Origin of the sequence: Dyadobacter frigoris (assembly GCF_005280585.1) — a bacterium.
In the GTDB taxonomy this organism is placed as follows: domain Bacteria; phylum Bacteroidota; class Bacteroidia; order Cytophagales; family Spirosomataceae; genus Dyadobacter; species Dyadobacter frigoris.
Genome location: NZ_SZVO01000023.1, coordinates 95,454 through 107,307, shown reverse-complemented (window position 1 = coordinate 107,307; position 11,854 = coordinate 95,454). Strand labels below are relative to the sequence as shown.

11 protein-coding genes are annotated in these 11,854 nt (G+C 40.0%); 8 read left to right on the top strand and 3 right to left on the bottom strand.

The annotated features are described in order from the left end of the window. A partial coding sequence (locus tag FDK13_RS31965; protein ID WP_170982970.1) for a TolC family protein occupies positions 1 to 528 on the top strand: 528 nt, incomplete at its 5' end. 383 nt (positions 529 to 911) lie between these two features. Here FDK13_RS31965 and FDK13_RS31960 read toward each other — a convergent pair. Beyond that, positions 912 to 3,035 carry a carboxy terminal-processing peptidase gene (locus tag FDK13_RS31960; RefSeq protein WP_137344088.1) on the bottom strand — a complete coding sequence of 708 codons (2,124 nt, stop codon included), beginning with the start codon at positions 3,033 to 3,035 and terminating at the stop codon, positions 912 to 914. A gap of 18 nt (positions 3,036 to 3,053) precedes the next feature. Continuing rightward, complete coding sequence (bamJ, locus tag FDK13_RS31955) at positions 3,054 to 3,812, bottom strand: BamJ family beta-barrel-assembly machinery protein (RefSeq protein WP_137344087.1); 759 nt, start codon at positions 3,810 to 3,812, stop codon at positions 3,054 to 3,056. 288 nt (positions 3,813 to 4,100) lie between these two features. Between bamJ and atpA the strand changes: the two genes are divergently transcribed. The 7 genes from atpA (at position 4,101) to FDK13_RS31920 (ending at position 11,375) form a co-directional block, all read left to right on the top strand. Continuing rightward, positions 4,101 to 5,675 carry a F0F1 ATP synthase subunit alpha gene (atpA, locus tag FDK13_RS31950; RefSeq protein ID WP_137344086.1) on the top strand — a complete coding sequence of 525 codons (1,575 nt, stop codon included), beginning with the start codon at positions 4,101 to 4,103 and terminating at the stop codon, positions 5,673 to 5,675. A 96-nt stretch (positions 5,676 to 5,771) separates the two neighbouring features. After that, positions 5,772 to 6,659: an ATP synthase F1 subunit gamma gene (atpG, locus tag FDK13_RS31945; protein ID WP_137344085.1), complete on the top strand. Its 888-nt coding sequence runs from the start codon at positions 5,772 to 5,774 to the stop codon at positions 6,657 to 6,659. 356 nt (positions 6,660 to 7,015) lie between these two features. Continuing rightward, the gene (locus FDK13_RS31940; protein ID WP_137344084.1) at positions 7,016 to 7,753 is read left to right on the top strand and encodes an outer membrane lipoprotein-sorting protein; all 738 of its coding nucleotides are present in this window, start codon (positions 7,016 to 7,018) and stop codon (positions 7,751 to 7,753) included. 151 nt (positions 7,754 to 7,904) lie between these two features. Then, complete coding sequence (locus tag FDK13_RS31935; RefSeq protein WP_137344083.1) at positions 7,905 to 8,441, top strand: YceI family protein; 537 nt, start codon at positions 7,905 to 7,907, stop codon at positions 8,439 to 8,441. A gap of 214 nt (positions 8,442 to 8,655) precedes the next feature. Then, positions 8,656 to 9,651, top strand: a complete 996-nt coding sequence (locus FDK13_RS31930) for a mevalonate kinase family protein (RefSeq protein WP_137344082.1) — start codon at positions 8,656 to 8,658, stop codon at positions 9,649 to 9,651. A gap of 147 nt (positions 9,652 to 9,798) precedes the next feature. Next, the gene (gene galU / locus FDK13_RS31925; RefSeq protein WP_137344081.1) at positions 9,799 to 10,662 is read left to right on the top strand and encodes a UTP--glucose-1-phosphate uridylyltransferase GalU; all 864 of its coding nucleotides are present in this window, start codon (positions 9,799 to 9,801) and stop codon (positions 10,660 to 10,662) included. A gap of 23 nt (positions 10,663 to 10,685) precedes the next feature. Next, the gene (locus FDK13_RS31920; RefSeq protein WP_137344080.1) at positions 10,686 to 11,375 is read left to right on the top strand and encodes an SDR family NAD(P)-dependent oxidoreductase; all 690 of its coding nucleotides are present in this window, start codon (positions 10,686 to 10,688) and stop codon (positions 11,373 to 11,375) included. 73 nt (positions 11,376 to 11,448) lie between these two features. On the opposite strand, the gene FDK13_RS31915 is transcribed toward FDK13_RS31920, so the two are convergent. Continuing rightward, positions 11,449 to 11,805 (bottom strand): hypothetical protein, encoded by a 357-nt coding sequence (locus FDK13_RS31915; protein ID WP_137344079.1) that lies wholly within the window; start codon positions 11,803 to 11,805, stop codon positions 11,449 to 11,451. Positions 11,806 to 11,854 lie beyond the last annotated feature (49 nt).

Below are 11,854 nucleotides of genomic sequence, written 5' to 3'. Positions count from 1 at the left end.
CAGGCGGAACTGGAATTATTGGCAAATCATGCAGATCTGCAAGCTGCGAGACTGGCATTTTTACCTTCTTTAAATATTACTGGATTATTAGGATTTAATGCTTTTAAAGGTTCTTTATTGTTCAATCCCGGCTCGATAGCGTATAACGCACTGGGAGGATTAGCAGCTCCTATTTTCAATCGCAAAGGACTTAAAGCAGGCCAAAAACGTTTTGAAGCGGCTAGCATTGAATCGTTATATGCTTATAACAAAGCAATTTTGACTGGTTTCCAGGAAGTGAGTACAAGTTTGAAAAAGATTGAGAACACAAAGAAAATCGCCGATTTCAAAAAACAGGAAGTTGATGTTTTACAACTGGCAGTTATAACATCAAGAGATCTTTTCACGACTGGTTATGCTACCTACCTTGAAATCATTACGGCTCAGAAAAATGTTTTGGAAGCGGAACTGGCATTGACAGAAGTTCAAAAGGATCAGCATTTGGCTTTGATTGATTTGTATAGATCGCTGGGAGGTGGTTGGGAATAAATTTCGTTGGTTTTATATCGGCCATGCCTACGGCATTCTGTTATGATACAATCCGTCCTGAATCCCCCCGGGTTGAAACCCGGGGCTACAATGTCGGCCATACCTACGGCATTTTCTAAATATTCCATGACATGATTCGTCCCGGAGTTGAAACTCCGGGCTACAATGTCGACCATGCCTACCGCATTATTCCATCTGAATTGCCAACCCGACAATTTTACACCGCTGTTTGTTAACCTCAATATTTACGAAAAAATGCCGTAGGCACGGCCGACATTGTAGCGCAGGGTTTTAACCCTGGGCACTGGGATTCGGAATTTAAAAAAAGAACACGGCCAGCATCCGCCAACCGTGTTCTTTCAAGATAATTTATCTTCTAAAAGTTACTTCTTCTTAGCCCCTGCCAAACTTGGCTCTTTCGAAATTACGATTAGATCAGCAAGCATGCGTCCGGTTTCAGTAATGTAGATATCCTTCTTCTTTTTAGCTTCTTTCGGAGCATCAGCCGTTTTTGGTTTCGCGTCCGCCGAATCTTCGTCTTCATCATCGGACTCTTCGCCAAGCTGTTTCAAGGCAGCACGTTTCTTTTCAGCTTCATCACGTTCTACTTTACGTTTTGATTCCAATAAAGAAACCGTTTTGTTTTCACGCGCTTTTTTGAATTCGTCCATTGTTTTAACCAATGTTTTCAGCTCTTCATCCGATTTTAGCCGATGGTTATGTTTATCACGAAGCTGACTTACGATTTTCTCGCTGATATCATTTGTAGCTTCATATTTCGAAGATGCAATTTGATCCCATGGCAAAGCACTTGGCTGAGAACCTTCACCATATTCATTTACTTTGAAAGCTGTTGGCATTTCAAGATCAGGCATTACACCTTTCAACTGCGTACTGCTTCCGTTGATACGGTAGAATTTAGCAACTGTCAATTTAACCTGTCCTAACTGATCAGTTTCCTTTGGAACCCACTGATTAAGGTCGATCAAAGTCTGAACGGTTCCTTTACCATAAGTTTGTTCCCCTACGATAATTCCACGTTTGTAATCCTGAATAGCAGCTGCGAAAATCTCGGAAGCAGAAGCACTGAACCTGTTCACCATAACAGCCATTGGACCATTATAAGCAACAGTTGGATCATTATCCGACTGAACTTCTACTTCACCTTGTCCTTCTTTAACCTGAACAACAGGACCTCGGTTGATAAACAAACCGGTGAGAGAAACTGCTTCCGTTAACGAACCACCACCATTGTTACGAAGGTCGATTACGATACCATCTACATTTTCGGCTTGCAATTCGGTAATGATTTTTTGAACGTCGCGCGTTGTGCTGGAGAACTCCTTTTCTTTTTGCTGCGCTCCTTCAAAGTCACGGTAGAATAAAGGAACATCGATCACGCCAATTTTGTAATCTTTATTTCCATTATTTACAGAAACAATTTCCTTCTTAGCGCGCGAATCTTCAAGCTTTATTTTTTCACGTACCAGTCTGATTTCCTTTGGAGGCGTACTTGAAAGTGCATCCGCTGAAAGAATTTGTAAACGAACCACAGTACCTTTTGCACCTTTGATCAATTTCACAGCATCATCTACAAACCAACCTACCAAGTCAACAAACTTACCATCGTCACCTTGGGCAACACCGATAATCTTATCTTCTTTTTTAAGTTGCTTTCCTTTAAATGCCGGTCCACCTGGTATTACCTCAACGATTTTTATATAATTATCCTCCTCGCGAAGTAACGCTCCGATACCTTCAACCGACTGACTCATTTCCTGTTTGAAACGATCCGCAGATGTTGGTGCCATATAACTTGTATGCGGATCCAGAGATTCTGCATAAGCATTCATAAACATTTGAAAAACCTGTTCCGTACGGATCCGGCTTAAACCACGGTCACGGTTTTTATAACGATCACTCATTGTTTTCACAACTGAGGAATCCGCTTTTCCGGCAAGTTTCAAATCCAGTGCTTCACTTTTCAGATACTTTCTCCAGGTATCGTTAAGCTCTTCGTTTGACTTAGCCCAGGCCACTTTTTCGCGGTCCGTGTTCAGCGACTCATCAACTGTATAGTCAAACGGTTTTGGCGTTTTCAGAAGCGTCTGGATATATTCACTTCTTTCCTGATAACGCTTTCTGAAAAGGTTGTACATGTTGAATGGAACATCCAGTTCACGCTTTTGCAAAAAGTCGTCGAAAGAGTACCTGTACTTTTCAAATTCCGCCATATCAGAGGCAAGATAGTACAGTCGACCATGGTCGATACCATCAATGTATTTGTCAAAAATCGCCGACGATAACGAATCATTCAGTTTCGTTTTACGGTAGTGATAATTTGATAGTATTCGTGTCGAAAGCTCTTCCGCCTTATACTGAGCTGCCGTCGGTTTGATATCTTCCGCTAGCGAAGTTTCCGTAGTGACGATTGCATTTTGCTGTACGGGACCTCGCTGCCAGCCAAGTAATACAACAGGAATAAGAGTGATCAGGTATTTTTTCATTCGTCGAATTTTTGTTAACTATTTAACAATTTCTAATAATTCAACTTCAAAAACTAAAGCTGAATAAGCTGGAATCTGAGGACCTGCTGCACGTTCACCATAAGCCAGCGAATATGGAATATACAATTTCCATTTCGAACCAACCGGCATAAGCTGCAATGCTTCTGTCCATCCTTTTATTACACCATTCACCGGAAACTCAACCGGTTCACCGCGATCAACAGAACTGTCAAAAACTGTTCCATTGGTCAAAGTGCCATGATAATGGGTCTTTACTTTATCTGTTGCAGTAGGCTTCGGCCCATCGCCCATTTTTATTACAGAGTACTGCAAACCACTTTCTGTTGTTGTAACACCTGTCTTTTTCTTGTTTTCTTCCAAAAACTTTTCTCCTTCTATTTTTACCACGGCTCCTTTTTCTTCAGTTAATTTTTGAAAATATTCTCCTATAAATTTATTTGCTTCTTCTGACGAAAAAGTAGTTTTCTCTCCTTTAAGAGACGCTTGTATGGTTTTGGTTAAAATATCAGTATTGATATTACTGATTCCCTGGGACGTCAATGAATTAGAAAAACTTACACCGATCGCCGCTGATAGTGAATCCAACTTATTCCTGAGTACATTTGATGATGGCGCTGCTTTTGCTGCTGTAAGCGTAGTCTTTTTTGTTGTTGCGGCTGGTTTGGTAACTTTCTTGGGTGCTTGCGCAAATCCCTGTGAAGCGGCTAAACCGATACATAAAACTGAGGCTAAAATGGTTTTTTCTAATTTGTACATTCTACTTAAGGATGGTCTGAGGATTAAATTTTTGATAAGTAATTGTTATTAACGAACTCAATTACAACAAAAACACAATTAGTACCTAAAAAAGTTTTAAAAACCTTTTAAATGCTTGAATTTCCATATTTTTGCACCGCTATAATAGCGTAGAAAGGCAAACTTGGAAAAATCTAATTTTTATGGTGTAGTTTTTTAAGTGAAGTATTCTTTATTTAAAGAATTAACCCTACATTTGCGGCTGATTTCAAAAACTTACTACTATACTCTAAATAAGTCAATTATACTATGGTATCTGTTAGACCGGACGAAGTTTCGGCCATCCTGCGCGAACAACTTGCAGGCGCTAAATCTGAAGCAGAGCTCGAAGAAGTAGGAACAGTCCTTCAGGTTGGTGACGGTGTTGCCCGCATTTATGGCCTTTCCCAAGTACAAGCGGGTGAGCTGCTTGTTTTCGAGAATGGCCTGAAGGCCCTCGCATTGAACCTCGAGGAAGATAACGTTGGAGCCGTTTTACTTGGTGATTCAAGTGAAATTAAAGAAGGCGACACAGTGAAGCGGACTAAAGAGATCGCTTCAGTAAAAGTTGGTGAAGGTATTGTAGGCCGTGTTGTAAACACACTTGCTGAACCAATCGACGGAATGGGCCCAATCCAGGGTGAAACATTCGAGATGCCACTTGAGCGTAAAGCTCCGGGGGTAATTTTCCGTCAGCCTGTAACCGAGCCACTTCAAACGGGTATCAAAGCAATCGATGCGATGATTCCTATCGGACGTGGACAACGTGAGTTGATTATCGGTGACCGCCAGACTGGAAAGACTGCTGTTGCTATTGATACTATCATCAATCAAAGAGAATATTTTGATAAAGGCGAGCCTGTATTCTGTATCTACGTAGCTTGCGGCCAAAAGGCTTCAACAATCAAAGGTATCGAAGCAACACTTCGCCGTTATGGTGCAATGGACTATACGGTAATCGTAGCAGCCGGAGCATCAGATCCTTCACCAATGCAATTTTATGCTCCTTTTACAGGTGCTGCAATCGGTGAATATTTCCGTGATACCGGTCGTCCTGCGCTTATTGTTTATGATGACCTTTCAAAACAAGCGGTTTCTTACCGTGAAGTTTCCTTGCTACTTCGTCGCCCTCCGGGACGTGAAGCTTATCCAGGAGACGTATTTTATCTTCACAGCCGTCTTTTGGAAAGAGCTGCGAAGATCATCAATGATGATAGTATAGCGGCAAACATGAATGACCTTCCTCCTTCTCTTAAAGGTAAGGTTAAAGGTGGTGGTTCATTAACTGCACTTCCAATCATTGAAACACAAGCTGGCGACGTTTCTGCTTATATCCCAACGAACGTAATTTCGATTACTGACGGACAGATATTCCTTGAATCAAACTTGTTCAACTCGGGTATCCGTCCTGCGATCAACGTAGGTATCTCGGTATCACGTGTGGGTGGTAACGCTCAGATCAAGTCGATGAAAAAGGTTTCAGGTACGTTAAAACTTGATCAGGCTCAATTCCGTGAATTGGAAGCTTTTGCGAAATTCGGTTCCGATCTTGATGCTTCTACTAAACTTGCAATTGACCGTGGACGCCGCAACCAGGAAGTATTGAAACAACCTCAATATGCACCAGTACCAGTTGAGCACCAGGTTGCAACAGTTTATGCATCTACAAAAGGCTTATTAGACAGAATTCCGGTTGAAAAAGTAAAAGAATTCGACAAAGAATTCCTTACAATTCTTTCAGCACAATACAGCGAAACATTGAAAGCATTGCGTGCGGGTAAACTGGACAACAGTGTTACTGACGTGATCGACAAAGTAGCGAAAGAACTCGCAGCTAAATATTAATAGAGAAGCTTTAAGTAAAAAATCAGAAATGGTCTTACCATTTTTGATTTTTTACTTATTGATTACCTCAGGCGGACCGCATTTAATTTCCCTAAGATGGCAAGCTTAAAAGAAGTACGTAACCGGATCGTTTCGGTTAATTCAACCCAGCAGATAACCAAAGCCATGAAAATGGTGGCAGCTGCTAAATTGCGCAGAGCTCAGGATAATATCCTGCAAATGCGTCCTTATGCCCAGAAATTGGGACAAATGCTTTCAACTGTTTCCGCAGGTTCTGAAAGTTCAGTGGATAGCCCATTGAAAACAGTTCGTTCGGCTGAAAAGATATTGATCGTTGTCGTTACTTCCGATCGTGGATTGTGCGGTGCTTTCAATACGAATATTATTAAAGCTACGTTGGCGCTGATTGAAGCAAAATATTCAGTGCAGGCTGGCAAAGGAAATGTTGAGATTTTTGCAATCGGTAAAAAAGGTGCAGAAGCATTTAACCGCAGAGGTTTTACTGTGATCACTGCTTATACCGATTTGTTTACAAGACTTAAATTTGTCAACGTAAAAGAAGCAGCAGAAAAAATCATGAAGGACTTTTCAGTAGGCCGTTATGATGTGGTTGATCTGGTTTATAACGAGTTCAAAAACGTTGCTACGCAAATCATTCATACAGATCCATATTTACCGATCGTTGCGGATACTACTACCCAAAAAGTAAAAGCACCGGAGGTTAACTATATATTTGAACCAAATGAGGAAGAAATTCTTGCTGAGTTAATTCCAAAATCGTTGAAGATCATGTTATACCGTGCCGTTCTGGAATCAAACGCTTCGGAACAAGGTGCTCGTATGACAGCAATGGATAAAGCGACTGAGAATGCTCAGGATCTTTTGAAAGAACTGAAATTGATTTACAACCGTACGCGTCAGGCTGCGATTACAACGGAAATCCTTGAAATCGTTGGTGGTGCGGAAGCATTGAAGAATTCATAATTAGTTTTAAGAACTTATATATTTTGGCGAGCGGATCATCTTTTGGTTCGTTCGCTTTTTTTATGTGGAGTTTGAAAAATTGCACTTGCTTAAAACAGCTCGATTATCCGTTCGGCAAATAATTTTTTATGCAAAGTTTGAATAATAGTATCCTTGCCTGAACAACTTTTAATATCCGTCCGACGGCTGAAAAAAGCCGTCGGACGGAATGAGCGACCCCGTCGGTCGGCTTTTTCTGCCGTCCGACGGGTATTAAATATCATTCACTCAACAGCATGATAATCCACTCCTCCTCAATCAAATTCACAATTAAATTAATATTCCCTAGTTTTACACTTTATCAAAACAAACTCCACATGCTCAAAAAAACTTATTTCAAGTCGCTGTTACTTCTAATTATCTCAGGAATATTTTCTTCTGCGTTTGCTCAAAAAACACTTGACGAAATCGTCGCTTTGCATCTAACTGCTATGGGCGGCAAAGAGAAATTGTCGAAGCTGAAAAGTGTGAAAATTACAGCTGAAATGGAAGTAATGAAAATGCAGATTCCGGTTACCACAACCATCGTTCAGGATCGCGGCTTTCGCAGCGAAACGGTTGTTCAGGGATCAACAATCACGCAGGTTATTGACAACGACAAAGGCTGGTCTATAAATCCGATGGCGGGACAAACAAAAGCTACGCCGCTCCCTGACGAAGTTGTCAAATCACTTTCTGCTGAAACTGACTTGACCGGTTTGTATAACTATAAAGAAAAAGGCCAGACACTAACGTTGGACGGTGAAGATGATCTTGGCGGCGCAAAAGTTTACAAGGTTACACAAAACATGAAAAACGGATCCAAACGTACCAATTACATTTCCCAGGATACTTATTATATTTTAAAAGTTGTAGCCTCGGTTACTGTTCAGGGACAGCAAATTGAATCGAAAAATACGCAATCCGATTTTAGGCGGGTAGATGGAATAACCTATCCGTTTACATCCGAAGTTGAAACCTCCGCTATGCCGGGTGCTTCGATGGCGATGAAAATTAAAACGCTGGAAGTCAACCCAAAAATTGACGAAGCTATTTTTGTTATGCCAAAAGAATAAAAAATATTAAACCGTAAATATCTTATTACCAATACTTTAATTCTAAATCTAAAAAGATTGAGAATTTTTTTTGCCTAATATTAAACTTTTTCATTCAATTACATGTATATACATTAAATGTAGAAACATATTAATTAAAACAAAATATATTATGTCAACCAAAACATCATGGGTTATTGACCCAACGCATTCAGAAATTCAGTTTAAAGTAAAACACCTTGTAATCTCAACAGTAACAGGTTCATTCAAAACTTTTGAAGGGACGGTTGAAACAGACGGTGAAGATTTGACAACTGCCAACATTCAGTTTTCGGCTGATGTAGCAAGTATCGATACAAACCAGACACAACGTGACGAACACCTTCGTTCAGGAGATTTCTTTGATGCTGAAAACTATCCAAAATTGACTTTCACTTCAACAGGTTTGGAAAAAACAGGTGAAGATACTTACAAACTTGCTGGTGATCTGACCATAAAAGGCACAACGAAACCAGTAGTTTTGGAAGCTGAATACGGTGGAGCAATGACTGATTTTTACGGTCAGAGCAAAGCCGGTTTTGAAATTAACGGCAAAATAAGCCGTAAAGAATTTGGACTTACATGGAGTGCAACAACCGAAGCAGGTGGCGTGGTTGTAGGCGACGAAATTAAATTGGCAATCAATATTCAGTTGATTAAACAAGCTTAATTTTTCACAGAACAATTTAAGTGATCGGTTAGAAGAGTATTTACTCCTAACCGATCACTTTTTTGTATTTTAGAGGTTTATTAACCATACAATTAGTCGGAAAAATCCGTGACAATATTTCGATCCTACCCTTTTGGTCACCAAATTTATTAAGGGGCAAATGTGGAAAGTGTCGTCAATTAGTTACTACTTTTGACGCAAAAAAAGACTTACCTTGATCATTGAAACGCGCGCATACGCCCGGGCCGGGCTGCTGGGAAATCCTTCAGATGGTTTTTTTGGAAAAACAATATCGATTTCTGTCCGGAATTTCGGAGCATCCATTTCATTATATGAATCCCCTGAGCTTCATATAGAGCCCGAGCCACAAGATGGCAGCACGTTCAGGAGCATATTTCATTTGCGGGAATCTGTCAGCATGTTGGGCTACAACGGCGGCATTCCGCTTATTAAAGCAGGCATCAAGAAATTTGCGGATTACTGTGAGGAAAACAGCATCAAATTGCCAAACCGGAATTTCACGGTTAGATACCGTTCTTCAATTCCGCGTCAGGTTGGTATGTCCGGATCCAGTGCTATTGTCGTGGCGCTATTTCGTGCACTGATGCAGTTTTACAAAGTTGAAATTCCCATTGAAATATTGCCGCAACTTGTGATGGTTTCTGAAACGGAAGAATTGGGAATTGCCGCCGGTTTGCAAGATCGTGTCATTCAATGTTATGAAGGTTGTGTTTATATGGATTTTGATAAAACCTTGATTGAAAAACAGGGTCACGGACTTTATGAAAGAATAAATCCAGCATTACTTCCTAAGCTTTACGTTGCCTACAATACAAATCTGAGCAAGGTTTCCGGGAAAGTTCACAGTGATGTACGTGCAAGATTTGATCGTGGTGAACAGGATGTGATCGATGTTTTGGGACAGATCGGGCAGAAAGCAAAAGATGGATATACCGCTTTGCAAGAAGGCAGAGCAGAGGATCTGCATGAGTTAATGAATGAAAATTTCAATCTCCGTTGTAAAATCTATAACGTTCCGGAGTCTAATAAAAGATTGATAAATGCTGCCAGAGAATGTGGAGCATCTGCAAAATTTGCAGGTTCAGGAGGAACAATCATTGGAATTTATAAAGATGACGATATGCTTAACCAGCTTTTTGTCAAACTAAAAAAACATAACGCGAGGGTAATTAAGCCATTTGTAATATAGCTATCGGCAGTCGGCTTTCGGCAGTCAGTAACTGGCTCTATCAATTTTGTTGATACTTGCAATACATAAAAAATATTTAAAAACTTAACCAACTGGCAAAACGCTATCAACTGAACGCCGATAGCCGACCGCCGAAAGCCAAAACTTATGATTCGTAAAGCTGTAATTCCTGCTGCCGGACTTGGAACCCGTTTTTTACCGGCAACCAAATCGATGCCAAAGGAAATGTTGCCAATTATTGACATTCCTACTATTCAATATGTTGTACAAGAGGCTGTTGATTCAGGAATTGAAGATATTCTGATTATTTCAGGAAAAGGAAAACGTGCCATTGAAGATCATTTTGACAGAAATGTTGAACTGGAATCTCGTCTGGAAGAAAAAGAAGATATGATCTGGTTCAATGAAATGCGTCGTTTGGCCGATATGGCGAATGTGCATTTTGTTCGTCAGAAAGAAGCAAATGGTTTAGGTGATGCTATTTATTATGCACGTCATCATGTTGGTAATGAACCTTTTGCCGTTTTACTTGGGGATACTATCATGGATTCTGTCATTCCGGTAACGCAGCAATTAATGGATACTTATGAACAATATGGAGGATCCGTGATTGCGGTTGAACAAGTTCCTGCCAATAAGGTAAATCGCTATGGTATCGTTGGTGGAAATTCTTTGAGTGATACGATTCTTGAACTGACTACTTTGGTAGAAAAACCTGCCATCGAACTTGCTCCTTCTAATCTGGCCATTGCAGGACGTTACATTTTAACACCAGAAATTTTCAATTGCATTGAACAAACACCAAAAGGCAAAAACAACGAAATTCAGTTAACTGATTCGTTATTGCTTCTTTTAAAACGTGAAAATATTTACGCGCATCATATCGAAGGAAAACGTCATGATATCGGTGACAAACTTGATTATCTTAAAACAACGGTCGAATTTGCTTTGAAAAGAAAAGAATTCGCTGAGCCTTTCAGACAGTTTTTGATTGAGCTTTTGAACAAATAGTTTTAAAATAACGGAACAAACGTATGTCAAAAAACATAATCATCAGCGGCGCATCCGGAGGTCTTGGACAAGATGTTGTTAAAAAACTTTCTGATCTGGGAAATGACTTATACGTAACGTTTGGTTCGAAAAACGCACATGCTCTTGACACGTTTAAAAATGTGACAGGCTATGTCGTGGATTTGACAAATGGTGAAGACTCACTAAATTTTGTCAAGTCAACATTAGAAAAGGCAAAAACTGTTCAGGCAGGAATTTTCCTTGTGGGTGCATATGCGCCGGGAAGTCTTCATGAAACGGATGATGCGCTGCTTCAAAAAATGTTCAGTCTAAATTTCTTTACAACTTTCCATTTGGTAAAACCACTTATGGAACATTTTAAAGCAAATGGCGGCGGACAATTTATTTTCGTTGGTGCAAGACCAGCGTTGGAGGCTGATCAGGGAAAAGGAAATTTCGCATATGCACTTTCAAAATCGCTGTTATTTAAAATGGCGGAATTTATAAATGCAGAAGGAAAATCGGATAATATCACGGCAACGGTAATTGTGCCAAGCACCATTGACACACCCACAAATCGGGAAGCCATGCCGGATGCGGATTTCACTAAATGGATTTCAGCCGCTGATATTGCAGAAAGTATTGCTTTTGTATTAACCGAAAGCGGACAAAAACTTAGGGAAACTGTTTTGAAAATATATAATAACAGCTAAAAGCTATATCATAATTATACTAGAAAGTCCGCAAGCTACCCACCTTGCGGACTTATTCTTTTATATCAAAAATTTAATTCTTCCTCTTTTTGCTTTTTATTTTACTATCAGAATCTGTATTTCGATCCGTCGCTTTTTGTATTTCCGTTGTTCTGATAATTTCTGCTGGTACTGTAATTCGACCTGTTTTATTAATCCTGATTGAACCATCTGAATTAATCTGATTGGATACCGGAGCTTTTCCTCCCGGGAACTCATGAACTCCTTCCTTATTCGTTGGCAATCCATAATCAACCATTTCAGAAAATTTCGGTTTAATCTGAGCATTAACAAAAACAGAATCCGAAGTTTTTTTTGTTTGCCCGAAAGCTGTTTGAATGACTAAGCCCTGAACTAAAAATCCGATCAAAATTTTGGAATAAGCTTTCATAACTATGAGGTTGGGATGATGAAAATATCTAAAAACAGGTAGATTAGCA

Coding starts and splice junctions, on each gene's coding strand:
- FDK13_RS31960 (WP_137344088.1), bottom strand. CDS start 3,035: ATGAAAAAATACCTGATCACTCTTATTCCTGTTGTATTACTTGGCTGG.
- bamJ (WP_137344087.1), bottom strand. CDS start 3,812: ATGTACAAATTAGAAAAAACCATTTTAGCCTCAGTTTTATGTATCGGT.
- atpA (WP_137344086.1), top strand. CDS start 4,101: ATGGTATCTGTTAGACCGGACGAAGTTTCGGCCATCCTGCGCGAACAA.
- atpG (WP_137344085.1), top strand. CDS start 5,772: ATGGCAAGCTTAAAAGAAGTACGTAACCGGATCGTTTCGGTTAATTCA.
- FDK13_RS31940 (WP_137344084.1), top strand. CDS start 7,016: ATGCTCAAAAAAACTTATTTCAAGTCGCTGTTACTTCTAATTATCTCA.
- FDK13_RS31935 (WP_137344083.1), top strand. CDS start 7,905: ATGTCAACCAAAACATCATGGGTTATTGACCCAACGCATTCAGAAATT.
- galU (WP_137344081.1), top strand. CDS start 9,799: ATGATTCGTAAAGCTGTAATTCCTGCTGCCGGACTTGGAACCCGTTTT.
- FDK13_RS31920 (WP_137344080.1), top strand. CDS start 10,686: ATGTCAAAAAACATAATCATCAGCGGCGCATCCGGAGGTCTTGGACAA.
- FDK13_RS31915 (WP_137344079.1), bottom strand. CDS start 11,805: ATGAAAGCTTATTCCAAAATTTTGATCGGATTTTTAGTTCAGGGCTTA.